The organism is Aeromonas sp. QDB23 (assembly GCF_027707745.1).
Classification (GTDB): Bacteria; Pseudomonadota; Gammaproteobacteria; order Enterobacterales; family Aeromonadaceae; genus Aeromonas; species Aeromonas allosaccharophila.
In genome coordinates, this window is sequence record NZ_JAPCJA010000005.1 from 128,781 (window position 1) to 148,582 (window position 19,802).

At 59.9% G+C, this 19,802-nt stretch carries 24 protein-coding genes; 10 read left to right on the forward strand and 14 right to left on the reverse strand.

Annotated elements, in window-relative coordinates:
• Positions 1-129 precede the first annotated feature (129 nt).
• The gene (glnK, locus tag PG888_RS04205) at positions 130-468 is read right to left on the reverse strand and encodes a P-II family nitrogen regulator (RefSeq protein ID WP_005341406.1); all 339 of its coding nucleotides are present in this window, start codon (positions 466-468) and stop codon (positions 130-132) included.
• A gap of 201 nt (positions 469-669) precedes the next feature.
• Here glnK and arfB point away from each other — a divergent pair, with 201 nt between their 5' ends.
• Positions 670-1,086 (forward strand): alternative ribosome rescue aminoacyl-tRNA hydrolase ArfB, encoded by a 417-nt coding sequence (gene arfB / locus PG888_RS04210; RefSeq protein WP_075113904.1) that lies wholly within the window; start codon positions 670-672, stop codon positions 1,084-1,086.
• A gap of 28 nt (positions 1,087-1,114) precedes the next feature.
• Positions 1,115-1,606, forward strand: a complete 492-nt coding sequence (locus PG888_RS04215) for a methylated-DNA--[protein]-cysteine S-methyltransferase (protein ID WP_182938754.1) — start codon at positions 1,115-1,117, stop codon at positions 1,604-1,606.
• A gap of 358 nt (positions 1,607-1,964) precedes the next feature.
• Here PG888_RS04215 and PG888_RS04220 read toward each other — a convergent pair whose 3' ends face one another.
• From PG888_RS04220 to tapT, 4 genes are all read right to left on the reverse strand, one after another.
• Positions 1,965-2,390, reverse strand: coding sequence for a hypothetical protein (locus PG888_RS04220; protein WP_042063174.1), 426 nt, complete (start codon positions 2,388-2,390; stop codon positions 1,965-1,967).
• Positions 2,391-2,584: 194 nt separating this feature from the next.
• Complete coding sequence (gene yaaA / locus PG888_RS04225; RefSeq protein ID WP_182938753.1) at positions 2,585-3,358, reverse strand: peroxide stress protein YaaA; 774 nt, start codon at positions 3,356-3,358, stop codon at positions 2,585-2,587.
• A 47-nt stretch (positions 3,359-3,405) separates the two neighbouring features.
• A complete protein-coding gene (gene tapU / locus PG888_RS04230; RefSeq protein WP_111806244.1) occupies positions 3,406-4,515 on the reverse strand; it encodes a type IVa pilus ATPase TapU in 1,110 nt (369 codons plus the stop codon).
• A gap of 28 nt (positions 4,516-4,543) precedes the next feature.
• Positions 4,544-5,578: a type IVa pilus ATPase TapT gene (gene tapT / locus PG888_RS04235; protein WP_042063177.1), complete on the reverse strand. Its 1,035-nt coding sequence runs from the start codon at positions 5,576-5,578 to the stop codon at positions 4,544-4,546.
• Between the two features lie 39 nt (positions 5,579-5,617).
• Between tapT and PG888_RS04240 the strand changes: the two genes are divergently transcribed.
• The 5 genes from PG888_RS04240 to PG888_RS04260 all read left to right on the forward strand — a co-directional run bounded on the left by PG888_RS04240 (position 5,618) and on the right by PG888_RS04260 (position 8,614).
• The gene (locus tag PG888_RS04240; RefSeq protein ID WP_182938752.1) at positions 5,618-6,319 is read left to right on the forward strand and encodes a YggS family pyridoxal phosphate-dependent enzyme; all 702 of its coding nucleotides are present in this window, start codon (positions 5,618-5,620) and stop codon (positions 6,317-6,319) included.
• Positions 6,320-6,461: 142 nt separating this feature from the next.
• Positions 6,462-7,286, forward strand: coding sequence for a pyrroline-5-carboxylate reductase (gene proC / locus PG888_RS04245; protein WP_182938751.1), 825 nt, complete (start codon positions 6,462-6,464; stop codon positions 7,284-7,286).
• An 11-nt stretch (positions 7,287-7,297) separates the two neighbouring features.
• On the forward strand, positions 7,298-7,849 hold the full coding sequence (locus PG888_RS04250; RefSeq protein ID WP_042011910.1) for a YggT family protein: 552 nt from the start codon (positions 7,298-7,300) through the stop codon (positions 7,847-7,849).
• The gene (gene yggU, locus PG888_RS04255) at positions 7,849-8,151 is read left to right on the forward strand and encodes a DUF167 family protein YggU (protein ID WP_005341417.1); all 303 of its coding nucleotides are present in this window, start codon (positions 7,849-7,851) and stop codon (positions 8,149-8,151) included. The genes PG888_RS04250 and yggU overlap by 1 nt, the downstream gene beginning before the upstream one ends.
• Positions 8,152-8,194: 43 nt before the next feature.
• A complete protein-coding gene (locus PG888_RS04260; protein WP_182938750.1) occupies positions 8,195-8,614 on the forward strand; it encodes a DUF4426 domain-containing protein in 420 nt (139 codons plus the stop codon).
• Between the two features lie 100 nt (positions 8,615-8,714).
• Here PG888_RS04260 and PG888_RS04265 read toward each other — a convergent pair whose 3' ends face one another.
• The 7 genes from PG888_RS04265 to PG888_RS04295 form a co-directional block, all read right to left on the reverse strand.
• Positions 8,715-9,911 (reverse strand): NupC/NupG family nucleoside CNT transporter, encoded by a 1,197-nt coding sequence (locus PG888_RS04265; RefSeq protein ID WP_042063182.1) that lies wholly within the window; start codon positions 9,909-9,911, stop codon positions 8,715-8,717.
• Positions 9,912-10,093: 182 nt separating this feature from the next.
• Positions 10,094-11,029: a LysR family transcriptional regulator gene (locus PG888_RS04270; RefSeq protein ID WP_042063184.1), complete on the reverse strand. Its 936-nt coding sequence runs from the start codon at positions 11,027-11,029 to the stop codon at positions 10,094-10,096.
• An 82-nt stretch (positions 11,030-11,111) separates the two neighbouring features.
• Positions 11,112-11,648, reverse strand: a complete 537-nt coding sequence (locus PG888_RS04275; RefSeq protein ID WP_182938749.1) for a glutathione peroxidase — start codon at positions 11,646-11,648, stop codon at positions 11,112-11,114.
• Between the two features lie 58 nt (positions 11,649-11,706).
• Positions 11,707-12,270 carry an NnrU family protein gene (locus PG888_RS04280; protein ID WP_182938748.1) on the reverse strand — a complete coding sequence of 188 codons (564 nt, stop codon included), beginning with the start codon at positions 12,268-12,270 and terminating at the stop codon, positions 11,707-11,709.
• Between the two features lie 226 nt (positions 12,271-12,496).
• Entirely contained in the window at positions 12,497-13,630 is a 1,134-nt protein-coding gene (locus PG888_RS04285) for a glycerate kinase (protein WP_182938747.1), read from the reverse strand.
• A 9-nt stretch (positions 13,631-13,639) separates the two neighbouring features.
• A complete protein-coding gene (locus PG888_RS04290; RefSeq protein ID WP_058059709.1) occupies positions 13,640-14,902 on the reverse strand; it encodes a GntP family permease in 1,263 nt (420 codons plus the stop codon).
• A gap of 117 nt (positions 14,903-15,019) precedes the next feature.
• Entirely contained in the window at positions 15,020-16,135 is a 1,116-nt protein-coding gene (locus PG888_RS04295; RefSeq protein ID WP_182938746.1) for a sugar diacid recognition domain-containing protein, read from the reverse strand.
• A 209-nt stretch (positions 16,136-16,344) separates the two neighbouring features.
• On the opposite strand from PG888_RS04295, the gene PG888_RS04300 reads away from it, so the two are divergent.
• Together PG888_RS04300 and PG888_RS04305 are read left to right on the forward strand one after the other, a co-directional pair.
• Positions 16,345-16,719, forward strand: coding sequence for a YacL family protein (locus PG888_RS04300; RefSeq protein ID WP_042656337.1), 375 nt, complete (start codon positions 16,345-16,347; stop codon positions 16,717-16,719).
• 79 nt (positions 16,720-16,798) lie between these two features.
• Positions 16,799-17,095 (forward strand): hypothetical protein, encoded by a 297-nt coding sequence (locus tag PG888_RS04305; protein WP_033135544.1) that lies wholly within the window; start codon positions 16,799-16,801, stop codon positions 17,093-17,095.
• A 42-nt stretch (positions 17,096-17,137) separates the two neighbouring features.
• Here PG888_RS04305 and PG888_RS04310 read toward each other — a convergent pair whose 3' ends face one another.
• Both PG888_RS04310 and PG888_RS04315 read right to left on the reverse strand, forming a co-directional pair.
• Positions 17,138-17,887, reverse strand: coding sequence for a substrate-binding periplasmic protein (locus PG888_RS04310; RefSeq protein WP_182938745.1), 750 nt, complete (start codon positions 17,885-17,887; stop codon positions 17,138-17,140).
• A gap of 220 nt (positions 17,888-18,107) precedes the next feature.
• Positions 18,108-18,851 (reverse strand): substrate-binding periplasmic protein, encoded by a 744-nt coding sequence (locus PG888_RS04315; protein ID WP_139707424.1) that lies wholly within the window; start codon positions 18,849-18,851, stop codon positions 18,108-18,110.
• Between the two features lie 120 nt (positions 18,852-18,971).
• On the opposite strand from PG888_RS04315, the gene PG888_RS04320 reads away from it, so the two are divergent.
• On the forward strand, positions 18,972-19,802 hold the full coding sequence (locus PG888_RS04320) for a CPBP family intramembrane glutamic endopeptidase (RefSeq protein WP_182938744.1): 831 nt from the start codon (positions 18,972-18,974) through the stop codon (positions 19,800-19,802).

Genomic DNA, 19,802 nt, shown 5'->3' on the forward strand with positions numbered 1-19,802 from the left:
CCGGATGGAATCCCATCCGGCCTCTTCTGACCAACACATTCTGTTAATCAGGCTTCAATAAGCGCTCACCCCATCGGGATTCCCCGAGGTCGGGAGGTCAGCAGATCTGCACGTCACGGATGCAATTCATCACAGCGCCTCGTCGTCACTCTCGCCGGTGCGGATGCGCACCGCCTGCAGCAAGTCGTAGACAAAAATCTTGCCGTCGCCGATCTTGCCGGTATAGGCCGCCTTGCAGATCGCCTCGATCACCCCTTCCACGTTATCATCGGCGGTGGCAATCTCCAGCTTCACCTTGGGCAGGAAGTCGACCTGATACTCGGCTCCCCGGTATAATTCGGTGTGTCCCTTCTGGCGGCCAAATCCCTTGACCTCGGACACGGTCAGCCCTTCCACCCCCAGGTTGGCAATCGCCTCGCGGACATCGTCCAACTTGAACGGTTTGATAATCGCACTAATCAGCTTCATCTGGTTGCTCCCAATCCATGGTGTGTCATGAATCGGGTTTCAATTCTTATGCCAAGTATTTTTATTGTTTTATTTCATATAGATAGAGTTTAATGCCAGCGCCATTCGCCAGGCACATCCCCATAACCGGCCAGTGCGCCCCATAATGAGGCACCATGCTGCAGCGGCCAGCGGGTATGCACCAAACAAGAGCAAAACAGCATGTTAGTTATCTCCAACAGCGTCACGATTCCCTGGCATGAGCTGCAATTCCAGACCATGCGGGCACAGGGCAATGGCGGACAACACGTCAACAAGACCGACTCCGCCGTCTGGTTGCGCTTCGATTACCGCAGCTCTCCCAGCCTGACGCCCCTCTACAAGGAGGGTCTCGACAAGCTGAGCGACAGCCGGGTACACGACGGCTTTATCATGATCCGGGTCGAGAGCCATCGCAGCCAGGACATGAACCGCAAGGAGGCGATGAGCCGTCTGGTGGAGTTGCTGAAGAAAGCAGCCTGGCGCCCCAAGGCTCGTCATGCCACCAAGCCGACCCGCAGCTCCCAGCGCAAACGGGTCGATGCCAAGAAACGCAAAGGGGATATCAAATCCGCCCGCGGCAAGCCGGTTCTGGACTGAGCCTCCAGCCTACAAAGGATGTCAGCCGATGAGATACAGTTTTTGCGACAGCGCCCGAGGCCCCCTGCTGGTCGCTATCGATCAGGATGGCCTGCGCCACGTCGAGTTTATGCACGGGGAGCGGCCCGTCATGCCGCAAGCTGACTGGCAACGGGATGACAAGGCGCTGGCCCCCTATCTTGCCCAGTTCGACGCCTATTTCGCCGGGAAGTTGCAGCTTTTCGACCTGCCCATGGCCGCTCGGGGCACCCCGTTCCAGCAAACGGTGTGGAACGCTTTGTGCGATATTCCCTATGGCGAGACCGTCAGCTACCTCGAGATAGCCCAATCCATCGGCAATCCCAAGGCGGTGCGAGCGGTGGGCGCTGCCAATGGCCGCAATCCGCTCAGCATCATAGTACCCTGCCATCGGGTGATCGGACGCAGCGGCGATATGACCGGCTATGCAGGCGGCATTCCCATCAAGCGCTGGTTGCTGGCTCTGGAACAAACAGGCACGGCTTTCGAGCTGGCACCGTAAACCTGTGTGTTGTTCATGCTCCAGTTGCACATCCTCTGGCCGCAGAAATGAAAAGGCTTTCAGCCAGTGGTCGGTGTTTACTGACAAGATGAACAGAAAATGAAGAATCGCCTCAGAACACCTTCAGATTGAGCTTGGCATGATGGCTTCATACTTGAATGGCACGGCTCATTCGCTGATTCAAGTAGCACCCATGTGACGCTTCCAATCTGTCTTTTTCCCCGCGCCTCCTCTGAGGCGCTTTTTTTGTGCCAACACAACAGGCCCCCTCTGGCAGAGTGACCTGAGCATCGCACGCTCTGCACCTCCACAAACACAAGAGGCGAAGGATCCCCTTCGCCTCTGACGTGACCGCTGGCTACTCGCTCTGGGGCAGGAACTGCAGTTCCGGTGCCGAGGAGGTCAGCACATCGGCGCAATAATCCCAGGTCGAGATGCGATAGTGCTGCAGATCTTCGTCCAGATGCAGGCCGTCCGACTCCTGATGAAACCAGCTGGCAAAACGGGATGGGGTGATGAGCTGGATCTGCTCTTCGATGGCGTGGCTATCCTTCCCCTCGGCCAGATCGCAATCCTCGATCACCCGCAGGGCATAGATGTGGCGGAAATAGACCCGGCAGAGGATTTGCGGGGGCAGATCGATACTGCGCGCCCGTCCCAGCATGATGGTCAGGGAGTCACTCCAGAGATCCTGATGCAACTCGGCCACAACCAGACCGGGCGGTAGCTGGCGGGACGGAGCCCAAGGTACGGCAAGCTGCCGAATGGCATTTTTCTGTTCCATATTCACCTCGCGACAACTCACTCCCTGTCTTGAGTCTATCTGAACCACATAGGCCCGGCGAAGGCAATCGATGGACAATAAAAACGGCAATAAAAAAGCCGACGTATCAAACGTCGGCGAATAAAAAGTGCTTACAACAGAGGATTCACATATTCAGACCCGCGGGTCGAAAGATTAGTTCCCTCTTTTTGTAATTAATTTTTGGCGCGTTTAAACATCAGGGTATTGGCATCCGACTCTTCCGGCACGAAATAGTAGCCCTCGGCGTTGAAACCGGTCAGCTGCTCCACCTCGGTCAGACGGTGCTTGATGATATGGCGGGCCATCATGCCGCGCGCCTTCTTGGCGTAGAAGCTGATGATCTTGAACTGGCCGTTCTTCTCATCCTTGAACACCGGCGTGACGATCCGCCCTTTCAGGCTCTTGGGCCGTACCGACTTGAAATACTCGTCGGAGGCCAGATTGATCAGCACCTCATCACCCTGTGCGGCCAGCGCATCATTGAGGTGGTGAGTGATCACCTCCCCCCAGAACTGGTAGAGATCCTTACCGCGGCTATTGTCGAGCCTGGTCCCCATCTCCAGCCGGTAAGGCATCATCAGATCGAGGGGGCGCAGCACGCCATAGAGGCCGGAGAGCATCCGCAGGTGCGCCTGAGCGAAGTCAAAATCGGCCTCGCTGAAATCCTCTACCGCCAATCCGGTGTAGACATCCCCCTTGAAGGCCAGCAGCGCCTGACGGGCGTTGGCAGGGGTAAAATCTGGCTGCCACTCTGCAAACCGGGCGGCGTTGAGGCCCGCCAACTTGTCACTGATCTTCATCAGGCTGGCAATCTGATCCGGGCTCAATTGGCGGGCCCGGCTAATCAGTTCGGCAGAGTGATCCAGCAGCTCGGGTTGGGTGAAACGGGAGGTCACCAGCGGTGACTCGTAATCCAGCGTCTTGGCCGGGGAAACCACAATCAGCATAACGTTCCTTTATGGCGAGGGGCCGAACGACAAAACGGCCCCATGATTCATTCATCCAGCGTCACATTCTCCAGCGTGCCGGAGCCAAGCGTATCCTGACCAGAGAGCTTGATTTGCAGACGCAAATCATTAGCCGAGTCGGCATGAGCGAGGGCCTCACTGTAGCCAATCTGGCCGGCACAGAACAGGCTGAACAGCGCCTGATCGAAGGTCTGCATGCCCAGTTCGGTGGATTTGGTCATCACCTCTTTGAGGCGGTGCATCTCACCCTTGCGGATGATGTCGGTGATCAGCGGGGTATTGAGCAGCACCTCGAACGCGGCAAAACGCCGCTTGCCATCCATGCTTGGCACCAGTTGCTGGGCAACGATGGCTTTCAGGTTGAAGGAGAGATCGAACAGGAACTGGCGATGTTTGTCTTGCGGCACCAGATGGAGGATCCGATCCAGCGCCTGGTTGGCGTTGTTGGCATGCAGAGTGGCGAGGCAAAGGTGACCGGTCTCGGCAAACTGCAGGGCAAACTCCATGGTCTCCTGACTGCGGATCTCGCCGATCAGGATCACGTCCGGCGCCTGACGCAGCGAGCTCTTCAGCGCCACATCGAACGACTCGGTATCGATCCCCACTTCACGCTGGGTCACCAGACTGCGGCCATGCTGATGGACGAACTCCACCGGGTCTTCCACCGTCAGGATATGGCCATCGGCATGCTGGTTGCGATAGCCGATCATCGCCGCCTGGGTGGTGGACTTACCCGCCCCGGTGGCCCCGACAAACAGCACCAACCCCCGCTTGGCCATGGCGACCTCCTGCAGGATGTTGGGCAACTGCAGATCTTCAAAGGTGGGGATACGGGTCTCAATGCGCCGTATCACCATGCCGGGCAGCTCCTGCTGCCAGAAGGCGCTGACCCGAAAACGGCCAAGCGCCTCGCGATAGATGGCGTAGTTGGCCTCCTTGGTACGGATGTAGCGCTCGAAGTGATCGCTGCTGAGGGTATCCCTGACCAGCGTCAGCGCCCCCTTCTTGTCAAGCGCCTCGCCCCCCAGCGACACCAGATGACCATTGACCTTGAGAGTGGGCGGCGAGCCCACCGTCACAAACAGATCCGAGCCCTTTCGTTCGACCAGTTCGGTCAGCAATTCATCCAGATTCATCATTTATCCCTCCCTGGGTTCGACGCTCTTAAACGCTGTTGGGATCGACGGCCTTGGCCTTGGCATCGAGGGATGCCACCACGCCGCGGCTCACCAGCTGCTTGAGGCTCTGATCCATGGTCTGCATGCCGTGGGTCATCCCGGTCTGGATCACCGAGTAGAGCTGGGCGATCTTGTCCTCACGGATGAGGTTACGCACCGCCGGAATGCCCATCATGATCTCATGTGCCGCCACCCGGCCGCCACCAATGCGCTTGAGCAGGGTCTGGGAGATAACCGCCCGCAGGGATTCGGAGAGCATGGAGCGCACCATGTCTTTCTCCGCACCGGGGAAAACATCGATGATACGGTCGATGGTCTTGGCTGCCGACGAGGTGTGCAGGGTACCAAACACCAGGTGGCCGGTTTCGGCGGCCGTCATGGCCAGACGAATGGTCTCGAGGTCACGCATCTCGCCTACCAGAATGATGTCCGGGTCTTCCCGCAGTGCCGAGCGCAGGGCGTTGCTGAAGCTCTTGGTATCGCGGTGTACTTCCCGCTGGTTCACCAGACAGCGCTTGTTCTCGTGGACGAATTCGATAGGGTCTTCGATGGTGAGAATGTGGTGATGGAAGTTCTCGTTGATGTAGTTGACCATGGCCGCCAGGGTGGTCGATTTACCGGAACCGGTCGGGCCGGTCACCAGCACCAGACCGCGCGGGTATTCGGAGATCTTGCGAAAGATCTCCGGCGCATCGAGATCCTCGAGGCTCAAGACCGTGCTGGGGATGGTACGAAATACCGCGCCGGAACCGCGCGCCTGCTGGAAGGCGTTAACCCGGAAACGGGCCAGATTGGGCACCTCGAACGAGAAGTCGACCTCGAAGTTCTCCTCCAGCTCCTTGCGCTGATGGTCGTTCATGATGTCATAAATGAGGGCATGCACTTCCCGGTGTTCCAGGGCGGGCAAATTGATCTTGCGAACCTCACCATCAACCCTGATCATCGGGGGAACCCCGGCCGAGAGGTGTAGATCCGAGGCTTTATGCTTTACACTGAAAGCCAATAACTCTGTGATATCCATAGACTTGTCATTCTCCCATCACAAGATCACTAACGAAATATGAACCAGATTGCCCAGCACCTGTTTCAGGTAAAGGAACGTATTGCCCAGGCCGCCGAACGGGCGAGCCGCAACCTGCAGCAGATCCGCCTGCTGGCCGTGAGCAAGACCAAACCGGTCGAGGCAGTCATGGCCGCCCATGCCGCAGGTCAGCGCTGCTTTGGCGAATCCTACGCCCAGGAAGCGGCGACCAAGATCGATACCTTGCGCCAGCAGCCGGAATATTGCGACATAGAGTGGCACTTTATCGGCCCTTTGCAATCGAACAAATCCAAACTGGTCGCCGAACGGTTCGACTGGGTGCAGAGCGTGGATCGGGACAAGTTGATCGACCGCCTCAACAACCAGCGTCCCGCCAGCATGGCACCGCTAAATGTTTGTCTGCAAATCAATATTAGCGGAGAGAGCAGCAAATCCGGAACGTCGGAACAAGAGATTTTCCGCCTTGCCGAGCTGGTCTCCCTCAGTGACCGACTGGTGCTGCGGGGGCTGATGGCCATTCCCGAACACACCAGTGACGAGACCGTCCTGGCCGCCCAAATGACCCGCATGCAGACTCTGTTCACCGAGCTTGCGCGACAATACCCCACGGTGGATACCCTCTCGATGGGCATGACCGAAGATCTCGAGCTGGCCATCGCCCATGGCAGCACCATGGTGCGGGTCGGCACCGCCATCTTCGGCGCCCGTGACTACTCATAGGCAAGGCCAGCGGATAACCGATAGATCCGCCTCTTGCCACGACTTCATCAACAGGAGCGTTTGATGGAACACCGAATTCTGGCGTCAGGTGGTGCAGGCAGCACCCACTTCGCCGCGACCCCATGTGCTACAGGAGCATCTGATGCAGCATAGAACGCTGGCCTTTATCGGCGCGGGCAACATGAGCCGCAGCATCATTGCCGGACTGGTCAAGGCAGGCTATCCCGCCGGGCAGATCACTGCCGCCAACCCCAGCCTGCCCAAGCTGGAGGCGCTGGCGAGCGAACATGGCATTCGCATCACCCAGAGTAATGCCGAGGCGGCCCGCGACGCCGAAGTGATCGTGCTGGCGGTCAAACCGCAGTTGATGGCCGACATGCTGGCAGCGCTGGTTGCCGAGCTGGGCTCCCTTGAGGGCAAGCTGCTCATCTCCATCGCGGCCGGTATCAAGGTGGCGCGCCTTGGCGAGATGGCCGGTGGCCACGACCGCATCATCCGCACCATGCCCAATACCCCTGCCCTGCTGGGTCTGGGCATGACCGGCCTCTATGCGCCCGAGCATATTGGAGCCCGCGATCGCGAGTTTGCCGAGCAGATGATGCAGGCGGTCGGCAAGACCCTCTGGGTGGATCAAGAGTCCGGCATCAACGGCGTCATCGCCGCGGCGGGCAGTGCCCCGGCCTACTTCTTCCTCTTTATGCAGGCCATCGCCGAAGAGGCAGAGGCAATGGGCTTCTCGCCCGAGCAGGCACGCCTGCTGGTGCAGCAGACCGCGCTGGGCGCAGCCGCCATGGTGGAGCAGAACCCCGAGTTGGCGCTGCAAACCCTGCGTGAGCAGGTGACCAGCAAGGGCGGCACCACAGCCGAAGCCATCAACACCTTCCAGCAGCAGGGGCTGATGCCGCTGACTGCGCAAGCCATGCAGGCGGCCGTCGCTCGCGCCACCGAAATGGAAACCCTCTTCTAACAGGAGCCCAGATGAACACTGCTTACTTTCTGATTAACACCGTTTTCGATCTCTACCTGATGGTGATCCTGCTGCGCGTCTGGCTGCAGTGGGCCCGCGCCGACTTCTACAATCCGATGAGCCAGATGGTGGTCAAGCTGACCAATCCGCTGGTGATCCCGCTGCGCCGCGTTATCCCGGGCTTTGGTGGCATCGATCTCGCCTCCGTGGTGTTGGCGCTGGTCATCGCCTTTGCCAAGCTGGCCCTGCTCAAGAGCATGAACGTGCTGCTGGCGGACTGGCTCAGCATCAGCCTGTTCGCCGCACTGACCGTGCTGAAGAAAGCCGGTTCGATGATCTTCTGGGTACTGCTGATCCGCGCCATCCTGAGCTGGGTCAGCCAGGGCCGCAACCCCATCGAATACGTGATGCACCAGCTGACCGAACCGTTCCTCGCCCCTATCCGCCGTGTACTGCCGGCACTGGGCGGGCTGGATCTCTCGGTGCTGGTCGCCTTTATCGGCCTGCAAGCCATCAACTACCTGCTGGGTGACCTGTTCGGCCAGCTGTGGTGGATGATTTGATGCCAGCCGTCCTGCAACAAGGGGATGAATTGGTACTGCATCTGGTGATCCAGCCCAAGGCGAGTCGGGATCAGATCATCGGACTGCATGGCGAAGAGTTGAAAGTGGCCATCACGGCGCCGCCGGTCGATGGCCAGGCCAACAGCCATCTGATCAAGTTTCTGGCCAAGCAGTTCAAGGTGGCCAAAGGACAGGTCACCATAGTGCGGGGCGAACTGGGGCGGCACAAAACCGTCGCCATCGACAGCCCCAAACAGTTGCCGCAAGAAGTGAGTGCACTGCTCAATGACGCGCAAGGCTGAATGAGTCGGCCTGTGCCAACCGTAGATATGAGAGGGATGACAGATGAAAACAGTCTGGATGAGTGGCTTACTGGCACTGCTGATGACCCTGCCACTCAAGGCAGAACAGATGAAGGAGCTGGGGCCCTGGCTGGTGCACTACAACGCCTTCAACTCCAGCTTCCTCACCCCCGAGGTCGCCAAGGCGTATGGACTGGAGCGCAGCCGCTACAACGCCATCATCAATATCGCGGTACAGGACAAGCAGAAAGTGGCGCAAGCCGTGGGGATCACCGGTGAGGCCAAGAACCTGACCGGCACCATCCGCACCCTGAGCTTTCAGGAGGTAAAAGAGGGCGATGCCATCTACTATCTGGCGACCCTCCCCTACCGCAACGAAGATACCTATCAGTTCACCCTGAAGATCATGGGCGGCGGGCAGCAGCAGAACCTCAGCTTCCAGCAGACCTTTTACGTCGACTGAACAGCAACATGAAGCCCTGACCAAGGTCGGGCTTCATTTCATCTATATGACAAGGGCGCCATCGCGGCGCCCTTGTTGCATCCATTCCGTGCCGCTGCTGTTACAGGGCGAGGAACAGACCGGCCAGACAGGCGCTCATCAGGTTCGCCAGCACGCCGGAGAGAATGGCGCGCATGCCGTAACGGGCAATGAAGGATTTGCGCTCCGGTACCATGGAGCCGAGACCACCGATCAGGATCGCCATGGAGGAGATGTTGGCAAAGCCGCACAGGGCGAAGGTGACGATGGCCTTGCTCGACTCGCTCAGGGTCTGATCCTGTACCAGACCGATGAAGGCGACGAACTCGTTGACCACGATCTTGGTACCGATCAGGGCACCAGCGGCCTGCGCCTGCTCCCAGGGCACACCGATCAGCCAGGAGACGGGGGCAAACAGCCAGCCCAGAATGATCTGGAAGCTCAGATCCAGCCCTACCAGACCGCCAGCCCAACCGAGCAGGCCATTGAGCATGGCGATCACGCCGACGAAGGCCAGCAGGGTCGCACCGACTGCCACCGCGATATTGAGGCCGGACATGGCGCCATCGGCCGCCGCTTCGATCACGTTGGTGGCGCGGGGGATCTCTACATCCTGACAGTGGTCAACTTCTTCAGCCTCAGGCGGCACCAAAATCTTGGCCATCGCCAGACCTGCAGGCGCCGACATGAAGGCGGCGGCGATCAGGTATTTCAGCTCGACACCGATACTCGCGTAACCCACCAGAGTACCGCCTGCGACCGAGGCGAGGCCGCAGCTCATCACCGCGAAGAACTGGGAATCTGACATCTTGGAGAGGTAGGGTTTGACCACCAGCGGCGCTTCCACCATGCCGACGAAGATGTTGGCGGTCGCGGAGAGGCTCTCGGCACGACCGGTACCCAGCAGCTTCTGCAGACCACCACCCAGCAGGGCGATCACCCGCGGCATGATGCCGATGTGGTAGAGGATGGCGATCACTGCAGAGAAGAAGATGATGACCGGCAATACGTTGAAGGCAAAGATGAAGCCCAGTTTGAACTTGGCCAGATCACCGAACAGGAAGGCAATCCCCTCCTGACCATAACCGATCACGCTGCTGACGCTTTCGCTGACCCCGTTCAGCACGTGCTGACCGGCAGGCAGCCAGAGCACCAGACCGGCAAACATGACTTGCAGGCAGAGGGCAAAGCCAACTGTTCGCAGCGGGATACGACGACGATTATCAGAGCAGATCACGGCAAGCGCCAGGATACTCAGGATGCCGAGCAGGGCAATCATAGGGACTCCATCAGGTGGGGCAAAAGATGGGCGCGGATTCTGCGCCTCTCACCCCGTCACTGCAAGTCCGCTTGGTTACAGCTCTGTTAGCAAAAACGTTTTCACGATATCGGTTGCGCCAACTGGCTGATTTGGTTCAATTTTAGTATCACGCGAAAGCCAGTGTTTTTATATGGAAACGATTATTCCTCGCTGCCGGACAATTTACCGCCGAGCCAGGGGGCCAACCGCTGCTCCCAATAGGGTTCGGGACCAAAGCGGGCCTTGAGGAAATCGATGAAGAGACGGATCTTGGGATCCAGATGCTCGCGCCGGGCGTAAACGGCGTGTACCGCCATCTGCTGATTTGGCCGCCACTGGGGCAACAGCGGGATCAGCTGACCGCTCTGCAGCTCCTTGTCCAGCAGGTAGTTGGCGATATAGGCGATGCCGAGACCGGCCAGCGCCGCATCCCGCACCGCTTCCGCCATATCCACCCGATAGTTGCCGGCCACCTGCACCGTCTGGCGCTCCTTGCCCTGACGAAACGCCCACTGGTGATAGCGGCGCTCCCGGCTCTGGTAGGTGATGCAGTTGTGCTGGGCCAGATCCTTCGGATGGAGCGGCGTGCCGTGGCTCAGCAGGTAATCCGGCGAGGCCGCCAGTACGAAGCCGATGTCGGCCAGCCGCTGCCCCACCAGCCCTTCCGGCTTGTCTTCGTAAGTGGTGATCCAGAGATCCAGCCCCTCATCCACCAGACTGGTTCTGTGGTCAAACAGCGAGACCTCCAGCTCCAGCTCGGGATAGCAGTCCTGAAACGCCTTGAGATGGGGAATGACGTGCAAACGACCGAAGGATTGGCCTACCCCGAGATGGAGCACGCCGCTCACCTTGCCGCGCCGCTCGGCGATCATGGAGTCAGCCTCCTGCGCCACCGCCACCAGCGCATGGCAATGACGGGCATACTCCTGCCCCAGCTCGGTCAGGGCGAAGCGGCGGGTGGTACGCTGCACCAACTGGGCGCCGAGGGTGGTCTCCAGCAGCGCCAACTGCTTGCTGATATGGGACTTGGAGACCCCGAGACGACGGGCGGCAGCAGAGATCCCCTGCTCGCGCACCAGCGCATCGAAGATGACCATTTGGGGAAGACGTTGCAGCACAAGATAACCAGAGTGAGTGGCGGGCGCCCATTATTCCAGAGCCGCCCGCCAAGGGGTAGGGTCAGAGCCCCAGCGCCCGGGTGATCTGCAGTTTGAGGGGATCGTCAGACGGATTCTGGTTGGCGCCGTAGCTGGCGATCAGCTTGCCATCGCGCCCCACCAGATACTTGTGGAAGTTCCAGTTCGGCTCATCCCCGTCTGCGGCCGCAGCCAGCCCCTTGAACAGCGGCACCGCATCGGAGCCGCGTACCGCCACCCGATTGAACATCGGGAAGGTCACCCCATAGTCGCGGCGACACACCTCGGCGGTCTTTGTCTCGTTACCCGCCTCCTGCCAGAAGTCGTTGGAGGGGAAACCGAGAATAATCAGCCCTTTATCCTTGTAGCTCTGGTAGAGCTTTTCCAGATCGCGGAACTGGCCGCTGTAACCGCAATAGGAGGCGGTATTGACCACCAGCACCACCTTGCCCTCGGTCAGCTGACAGAGGTTGTGGCGCTGAGAGTTGTTGAGCTCCCGCATCTCCACATTGAAATAATCGGGGCACGCCGCAGAGGCCGCACCAGCACCCAATAACAGCAACAGAGTGAACCATTTCATCGCCAAGACTCCTTTTGTTTTATCCATCATACGCGGTTACCAGAGCCGCAGTTCACGCTCAATGCAGGGGAATGCCGGTCAGCCAGTCGTGGCCCCAGAAGACCAGCAACGCGGTGGCCGCCAATCCCGCACCGACGCTGATGCCGGTGCCCGTCCAGTTGGCTGCCGGACGGGGATATCGCTGCCAGTCCCGCACCGAAATCCAGACGATGCTCACCAGCGCCCAGATCCCGATACCGCCAAACAGCACCAGAGATCGCGCCTCGCTATTGACCAGCAGATGAGCCACCGCCCACAGCAGGGTGCCGAGCAGTTGGGGATGCACCAGCCAGCGGCGCAGATGGTTGGACCCCTGACCGGAGAAGAAGAGGATCAGCGCAAAGGGCATCATCACCGTCATGGTCATCGGCCCCCAATCCGGCAGGAAGTAGAGCGGTAATGCGCTGGCCGACCGCCAGCCGGCGATGATGCAGGCGATGGCGACAAACACCAGCAGGGAGAAGAGCCCCTTGTAGCGATTCTCACCCAGCCGCTCGCGCAGCCGCGCCCGATGGGCCACGGCAAAACAGGGGTAGAGATGGATCAGGGTAAACAGCGCAACCCCCAGGGTCAGCAGGAACATGCGTCTCTCCTTGTACTTGGTACGACCACTATGCCGTAAAGGGAGAGATGCGCCTATAGAAACCCGTGGCAGGGCAGGATACGGGAAACGCGAAGGAGACAAAAAAGCCGACCTCGAAGGGTCGGCGAAAAGTGCTAAGGGCAACCGGATTTCTCATCAGATGAGAAAGGCCCCCTCACGGGGCGAGGGATGGTCGATGCCCGGGTAGCAGGCATAGACCCAAATATCAGCGAGGCAACCGATAGAGCGCGGCCACGTTGCGCGCGGTCAGCTCGATATTGATGCTGGCGGTGGCCAACGCCTCCGGCAGGGACATGGCGCGGTTGACCACGGCGAACACCGCGTCCAGCCCGTGCTCGTGTACCACACCGCAATCGTCGGTCAGGCAGCCGGAGATACCGATCACCGGCTTGCCAAACTGCTTGGCACAGCGTGCGACACCGATTGGCGTCTTGCCGTGGATGGTCTGGCTGTCGATGCGACCTTCACCGGTGATGACCAGATCCGCGTCGGCCACTTCCTCGGCCAGCTTCAGCGCTTCAATCACAATCTGGATACCGGGCTTGAGCTCGGCACCAAGCAGACCGACCAGCGCGGCCCCCATACCACCGGCAGCGCCCGCACCCGGAATATCCTTCACCCGGCAGCCGAGCGCCTGTTCGATACAGTCGGCATAACGGGAGAGGTTGGCATCGAGCTGCGCCACCATCTCCGGGGTCGCCCCCTTCTGCGGGCCAAACACCGCGGAGGCACCTTTCGGGCCGCACAGCGGGTTGTTCACATCGCACGCCACCTCGATAACCAGCTCGCTCAAGCGCGGATCCAGACCGCTCAGATCTATGGTCGCGAGCTCACTGAGACCACCACCGCCCAGCTCGATGGCAGAGCCATCGGCTTTGAGCAGCTTGCCGCCGAGTGCCTGGATCATGCCGGCACCGCCGTCATTGGTGGCGCTGCCGCCGATACCGAGGATCAGGTGCTTCACCCCCATCTCCAGCGCGGCCAGGATCAGCTCACCGGTACCGAAGCTGGAGGTGAGCAGCGGATTGCGCTGCTCGGGAGCAACCAGATGGATGCCGGAGGCGGCGGCCATCTCGATGACGGCACGCTCGCCATCACCCAGCAGGCCGACGAAACCCTGTACCTTGTTGCCAAGCGGTGCGGTCACTTCGACCGGCAGAATGCGGCCACCGGTGGCATCAACCAGCGATTGCACCGTGCCTTCGCCGCCATCGGCCATCGGCAATTTGACGTAGGTGGCATTCGGCAACACCTGCTTGAAACCAGCCTCGATGGCATCAGCCACCGCCATGGCGCTCAGACTCTCCTTGAATGAATCGGGGGCAATAACAATTTTCATATCAATTCCTTAGGCGAGGCCAAACACGCCAAACATCAGGGTGGAGACAGTGGCAATGGTCAGACCGACTGCAGTTTCGTAAGGGATAAGTTTCAGGCGTTCACCCACCCCCATGTGGACGCTGCCACCGGTGGCGTGGAAGAAGGAGCCGTGGGGCATGTGGTCAAACACAGTGGCACCGGCATGGATCATCGCCGCACCGGCCAGACTGCTGATCCCCAGTTCAATCAGGGTGGAGCTGAAGACGTTGGAGGCCACCACGGTACCGGCGGTGGTCGAGGCAGTCGCCAGCGACATCAGAGCACCGGAGATAGGCGCCAGCAGGTAAGAAGGCAGACCGGAGGCGGTCAGGCCACTGATCAGCACATCTTTCAGGCCGGAGTTGGCGATGATGCCTGCAAGGGTACCGGTACCCAACAGCATGATGGCGACCGGAGCCATGCGGGCGAGGCCGGAGACCGCAAACTGGTTCACCTTGCTGAATTTACCCATCATCAGGGCGCCGACCAAACCACCGAGCGGCAGTGCAATCAGCGGATCCACCACGATACCGGCGACCGGGCGCAGAGCCAGCAGCAGGATGGCGACCAGCGGTGCGCTGATGGCGGCGGCAAAGCCCGGCAGTTTGGTGCCCTCGAAGCTCACTACCTCGTCGGCCGCGACCTTGCTGCCCTTGTTGTTGAGACGCTTGGCCAGCCAGTAGGCCATCACCAGACCGAACAGACCCGGGATGATGCCCGCAGCCATCACCGAAGTGAGGGGCAGATGGAAGGCGTCAGCCGCGGCAATGGCGTTGGGATTGGGTGACATGACGTTACCCGCCTTGCCGCCACCGATCATCGCCAGCAGGATGGCCGCCTTGGAGAGATCCGCACGGCGGGCGATGGCCAGCGCAATGGGCGCAACCGTGATGACGGCCACGTCCACGAAGACGCCAACCGCCGTCAGGATCAGGGTCGCCAGCGCCAGCGCCAGCAGGGCGCGGGTTTCACCCAGTTTCTTGACGATGGTTTCGGCGATGGTTGTGGCCGCACCCGATTCGATCAGCACGCCAGCCAGCACACCGGCCGCCAGGATCCGCATCACCGCGGTGGTGATCCCCTGGGCGCCGCCGATCATCAGGGCGACGGTCTGGGTCAGATCGGCACCGCCAATCAGGCCACCGGCCAGGGCTCCCACGATCATGCCGTAAGCGGGCGGCACCTTCTTCAAAATGAGGATGATGGCGATGGAGAGCGCCGCGATGGCGCCAAGGGCTGTAACCGGGATCATGACGGACACCTTGAATAGATAGAGTGCTCGCCATTATGGGGATGCAAAACGATAAATCTTTAGACGAAACGACAAATAACAGGCGCTAAAAAGCATATTAATTGTAATTACCAACAATTACATGCTCAGATTAAGCCCCAGGTAAAGCTGAAATTTGTCGTCTAACTTGTTGAAATTCAACCCGGTTATCTGCTCGATCCGACCCAGCCGATAGCGCAGGGTATTGGGGTGAATGAACAAGGCTTCGGCACAGCGATGCAGATCACAATCCTGCAAGAAATAGTGGCACAGGGTCTTCTGCAGCGCCCCCTTGCTATCCTCTTCGGCCAGTTTCAGCAAGGGAGCACGCAGCTGATCCGCCTGCCAGGAGTCCATCAGACTCCCCAGCAGCACCGGCAAGCGATAGTCCTCAAAGAAGTAGACCTGCTTGCGCGGCGCCTGCCGCATGCCACGACGCAGGGTATCCCGCGCCGTCTGGTAAGAGCGCGCCAGCCCGTCGATCCCGGCGAAGTAATCGCCCACCGCGATATGCACCTTGAAGTGGGGAATGCGCGCCAGTAACTGCTTGATCCGGCTGCGCTCCTGCGCTGATTGCCAGACCCCCTCGCTCAGTTGCGCCGGTTTGAGCACCACTATCTCGTCGAGCCCGTTGATGGCCACCAGATTGTCCCGCTCCGGGTTCTCCAGCTGATGGACCAGCTCCCGCAGACGAGCAGGGTCGGCCTCCTCCAGCGCCAGCACCGCCACCACCCGAGGCTGGGCCAAGTCCAGCCCGAGAAAACGGGCCGCCTGTTGCAACTGATCGACTCGCCCCTCACCACGAATGAGCTGCAGCACCAGCTCCTCCTTGTGGCGCTTGTCCCACTGCAACTGCTCGGTGAGCGCCGCCTGCTCCAGGATCAGCTCGGCGGTCATCCGCACCAGTTCGGCGTAAGCACGCACTTCATCCGGGTCGCCGGAGATGCCGATCACCCCGATCAGCTCCCCCTGATAGGCGATAGGCAGGTTAATGCCGGGCCGCACCCCCTTGAGCTGCAAGGCGGTCGCTTCGCTGATCTCCACCACCCGGTTTTCGGTCAGCGCCAGCACGGCACCTTCGTGGCGCTCATGGATCCGCTCCGGATTGCCGGACGCAATAATGAGGCCGCGTTCGTCCATCACGTTGACCGAAAAGGAGAGGATCTTCATCGCCCGTGCGACGATCTGGCGGGCAAGGTTATCGTTTAGCTGCATAACATCTCCGGACATGGGGCTGATCTGGCGGTGCCACTACGGGCCGATTCAGAGCACATGGGCGCAAAGATGCCACATCATCAAGACAAGCGAGAGGGGGATCGCTAGAATAGGCCACTTTACCCGATGTGGGCCCCGCCATGGAGCAGGAATTGCGTGCTTGCACCCGCCTGCCCGTGATGGCCCATCCCTCCGATCTGGACTGTGCTATGGATTATGAATTTCGCCGCGACCCGTTTGGTGGCTATCGCGCCCGGTTCTCCATGGGCCATGAAGCCATCGGTCAGTGGTTGATCGACGAGGTTGGCAAGGATGAAGAGAAGCTCGACGAGCTCTTCGCCATCATTGACCAGCTATCCAACCGCACCCGAGTCGAATACCGGCTCAATGGCGGTGACTACTCCCTGCTGCTGACCCACGAAGAGGCGGAGGTGAAAGCCAACGCCCTCAATATCGAGCTGGATGAGGATCTCGACGATCTCGCCTACTACGATGATGAACAGCTGGCCATGTGCGGGCTGGAAGATTTTGCCCAGGTGCTCGCCTCCTGGCGCGCCTTTATCCGTAACGAGGATATGGGCTGATTGACCCGATATCGGGTTAAAATACGAAATGAATATGTCGGGCAAACATGCCCTTTTGCCTAACTCAACAGGATTGACTATGTCTATTTACGATTTTGATGACGAACTGCCGGAAGACGAAGAACAGGAATCCACCAAGAAAGCCGCTGCGCCTGCCAAGAAGAAAGGCAAGCAGGTGATGAACACCCAGGTCAACCTGAGCCCGCGCGATGCAAGCCGCCTCAACGGCATGCACGTTGAAGCCATCACCACCCTGGACGACGTCAGCCTGCCGAAGAATGTCATCTTCAAGGCTGGCCTGATCGCTCTGGGTGAGCTGGAAGCCAGCAAGCGCGCCGATATCATCGCCCGCGTGATCGCCGAATCCGGCCGCTAATCCCCCCTCTGAATGCAAATAAGCCGGCGCGATTGCTCCGGCTTATTTTTTCTGCCATAGATGGCACCGCCCGCCGTTACGCCCCCCTACCAGCTCATCATAACTTCCGTTGGCATGTAATGTTGCCAGCGCGCGGTTGAAGCGCCGTACCACATCGGCCCCATCGGGTAATTTGCGCGAGACAATCAGATAGAGTGCCTCGGCCTCGCGAAAATAGGGCAAGGGTTGCAAATGACAGGGGTCGCCAAATGCCTGCAGGCTGGCGTCCGCCATCACGGCATCATTCATGGTGATCAGATCGACCCGTTGACGCGCCAGCAACTGCAGACACTGCGTCAGGGTCTTGGGGCTCTGAACAATCAACCCGAACTGCTTTACCACGCTATCAAAGTTGCTGGAACGCCAGCCCAGAGGCATACAGACTTTCAACCCCTGCCATCGGCCAGCCAGCACTGCCTGACTGCCTCGGTAGGTGAACCATGAGAGGTGATCGAGATGGATGGGATCGCTGTAATAGAAATCAAGCTCGCGCTCGCGGGTGCGAGCATACGGGTAGGTCGCGGTGGCCAGACCATTGAGGGCCTGTTGATAGCCCCGGGCCCAGGGCAGATAGTCCACAACCAGATCGTGATAGCCGGCAGTGTGCAGCACTCTGGTCACCAGTCGGGTGCTCTGCCCGCCCTCCGGTAAATCGGCGCCGGAATAGGGGGAATAGTCGCCGGTCACCAGCGTCAACGGGGCACTGGATAGCCATCCACACCAACAACCGAGCAGCCACCAACCGTGCTTCATCCCGACCTCTGAAATTCAGTGCATGCGAACAGGGAGACGATCCTGATATTAGCCGCAACACCGACAATTGACGCTGTTATCAGTATCTGGGCACGTCAAGCCCTCCATACCGGTCAACCGTTGCTTCACGGCATCCCGATATCTGCGTTGTGATGCCCCTCCAAGATCCATCAAGCCGGAGTCACGGCTCCGGCTTGATGGTTTTATGCTCCCCCACTCATCATCTATCGCAACGGGGCAACCGGGGTAAGGCTCCGGGAACCAGCTTGTCGTAATGACCACTGGCGCGAGCTTCAGCCAGCACCTCGTTGAAGCGTTCAATCAGCTCATGCCCCCCTTGCAACTTGCGCGAAACCAGCAGATAGAAGGTATCGCGCTGGCGAAAATAGGGGAGTGGTTGCAGATAGTTGGGATCACCGAACACCTGCATGCTGGCTTCTGCCGTCACCGCATCGTTCATCGGCATCAGATCAACCCGTTTGAGTTCCAGCATTTTCAAGCACTGCGCCAGACTCTTTGGGCGGGTGAGTTGCAAGGAAAAACGGGCAATGACCTCATCCGCATGACTGGTACTCCAGCCTGCGGGAATGCAGACCCGCAATCCCTGCCATTTGCCATCGAGCACCCGATCGCTGGCGCGATAGCTGAACCAGGAGAGGTAATTGATGTGGATGGGGGCACTGTAATAGAAGAGCTTGGCCCGCTCGCGCGTCCAGGCATAGGGGAAGGTGGCGGACGCCAGACCGTTGCGCGTCAGCTCGTAACCCCGGTTCCAGGGCAAAAACTCCACCTTCAGCTCGTCATAGCCCGCCTCACGCAGCAGGGTGGTGACCAGCCGGGTACTCAGGCCGCCATCAGGCAGCGCAGCCCCGGAATAGGGTGAGAACTCCCCGGTCACCAGCGACAAGGGGGCGCATGACAACCATCCACACCAACAACAGAACAACCAGCCATAGTGCTTCATCACCATCCCTCTTTTTACTCTCTTGTTGAGTATAGGAGGCTGGCCCGGATAACCCGCTCTGGTTGCCTTTGCGCCGATGCTCCTGCTAAGGTGCGGCCCTTTTGTTACAAAGGAGTTCCGATGTTACCCCTACCCGACACACTGATCTGGGGAGCGCTGGCGCTGGCCACCCTGCTCTGTCTGGCACGGCAACGGCGGCCCGGTTTCCTGCTGCTGGGGGTAGCCCTGCTGCTGGCGCTCTGGCTCGCTCGCATCACTCCGACCGCCCTGCTGGTGACACTGGCCGCACTGCTGCTAGCCTGGCGCCTGCCCTCACTGCCCGGCCATGGCCGTACCATCGCATGGGGCGCCTTGCTGATATGGGCGGTAGCGCTGACCCTGCATCTGATCCCCGGATTCAGCAATTTCAAGGTACTGGATCAGGCGCTGGCAGGCCCCGCCAGCGTGCCGTTCAATATGTATCTGAACCTCGACAAGCCGCTGCTCTTGTTTGGCTTGCTGCTGGCCTGCCCGACGCTGCTCGGCAAGGGAGGCAGCATCTGCTGGCGCCCACTGGCCCTGTTGTTGCTGCCGCTGGCCGCCCTGCTGGTCATCGCCTGGCAGTTGGGGGCACTGAAACCGGAGGTGGGGCTGCCTCACTGGTGGTGGTTGTTCGCGCTGAACAACCTGCTGTTCACCTGTGTGGCGGAGGAGGCGCTGTTTCGGGGGGCGATCCAGCAAGGGCTGGCCGAACGCTACCGCCCCTGGATTGGCATAGTGGTGGCCGCCAGCCTGTTCGGGGCGGGTCATCTGGCGGGTGGCGCCCTATTGGCTCTCTTCGCCACGCTAGCGGGCATCTGCTACGGCTTGGCACTCCAGCTGAGCGGGCGACTCACGGTGGCGATCCTGCTGCACTTCGCCTTCAACTTCGCCCATCTGGCGCTGTTTACCTACCCGCTGGCACGGGCCTGA

Excerpts from the sequence above, each read along its gene's own strand:
- PG888_RS04260 (WP_182938750.1), top strand. The coding sequence starts at position 8,195 with ATGAAAACAGTCTGGATGAGTGGCTTACTGGCACTGCTGATGACCCTG.
- proC (WP_182938751.1), top strand. The coding sequence starts at position 6,462 with ATGCAGCATAGAACGCTGGCCTTTATCGGCGCGGGCAACATGAGCCGC.
- PG888_RS04220 (WP_042063174.1), bottom strand. The coding sequence starts at position 2,390 with ATGGAACAGAAAAATGCCATTCGGCAGCTTGCCGTACCTTGGGCTCCG.
- tapU (WP_111806244.1), bottom strand. The coding sequence starts at position 4,515 with ATGAATCTGGATGAATTGCTGACCGAACTGGTCGAACGAAAGGGCTCG.
- PG888_RS04285 (WP_182938747.1), bottom strand. The coding sequence starts at position 13,630 with ATGAAAATTGTTATTGCCCCCGATTCATTCAAGGAGAGTCTGAGCGCC.
- yaaA (WP_182938753.1), bottom strand. The coding sequence starts at position 3,358 with ATGCTGATTGTGGTTTCCCCGGCCAAGACGCTGGATTACGAGTCACCG.
- PG888_RS04310 (WP_182938745.1), bottom strand. The coding sequence starts at position 17,887 with ATGAAGCACGGTTGGTGGCTGCTCGGTTGTTGGTGTGGATGGCTATCC.
- PG888_RS04320 (WP_182938744.1), top strand. The coding sequence starts at position 18,972 with ATGTTACCCCTACCCGACACACTGATCTGGGGAGCGCTGGCGCTGGCC.
- PG888_RS04290 (WP_058059709.1), bottom strand. The coding sequence starts at position 14,902 with ATGATCCCGGTTACAGCCCTTGGCGCCATCGCGGCGCTCTCCATCGCC.
- PG888_RS04305 (WP_033135544.1), top strand. The coding sequence starts at position 16,799 with ATGTCTATTTACGATTTTGATGACGAACTGCCGGAAGACGAAGAACAG.
- PG888_RS04270 (WP_042063184.1), bottom strand. The coding sequence starts at position 11,029 with ATGGTCATCTTCGATGCGCTGGTGCGCGAGCAGGGGATCTCTGCTGCC.
- arfB (WP_075113904.1), top strand. The coding sequence starts at position 670 with ATGTTAGTTATCTCCAACAGCGTCACGATTCCCTGGCATGAGCTGCAA.
- tapT (WP_042063177.1), bottom strand. The coding sequence starts at position 5,578 with ATGGATATCACAGAGTTATTGGCTTTCAGTGTAAAGCATAAAGCCTCG.
- yggU (WP_005341417.1), top strand. The coding sequence starts at position 7,849 with ATGCCAGCCGTCCTGCAACAAGGGGATGAATTGGTACTGCATCTGGTG.
- PG888_RS04300 (WP_042656337.1), top strand. The coding sequence starts at position 16,345 with ATGGATTATGAATTTCGCCGCGACCCGTTTGGTGGCTATCGCGCCCGG.
- PG888_RS04215 (WP_182938754.1), top strand. The coding sequence starts at position 1,115 with ATGAGATACAGTTTTTGCGACAGCGCCCGAGGCCCCCTGCTGGTCGCT.
- PG888_RS04240 (WP_182938752.1), top strand. The coding sequence starts at position 5,618 with ATGAACCAGATTGCCCAGCACCTGTTTCAGGTAAAGGAACGTATTGCC.
- PG888_RS04265 (WP_042063182.1), bottom strand. The coding sequence starts at position 9,911 with ATGATTGCCCTGCTCGGCATCCTGAGTATCCTGGCGCTTGCCGTGATC.
- PG888_RS04280 (WP_182938748.1), bottom strand. The coding sequence starts at position 12,270 with ATGTTCCTGCTGACCCTGGGGGTTGCGCTGTTTACCCTGATCCATCTC.
- glnK (WP_005341406.1), bottom strand. The coding sequence starts at position 468 with ATGAAGCTGATTAGTGCGATTATCAAACCGTTCAAGTTGGACGATGTC.
- PG888_RS04295 (WP_182938746.1), bottom strand. The coding sequence starts at position 16,135 with ATGCAGCTAAACGATAACCTTGCCCGCCAGATCGTCGCACGGGCGATG.
- PG888_RS04315 (WP_139707424.1), bottom strand. The coding sequence starts at position 18,851 with ATGAAGCACTATGGCTGGTTGTTCTGTTGTTGGTGTGGATGGTTGTCA.
- PG888_RS04250 (WP_042011910.1), top strand. The coding sequence starts at position 7,298 with ATGAACACTGCTTACTTTCTGATTAACACCGTTTTCGATCTCTACCTG.
- PG888_RS04275 (WP_182938749.1), bottom strand. The coding sequence starts at position 11,648 with ATGAAATGGTTCACTCTGTTGCTGTTATTGGGTGCTGGTGCGGCCTCT.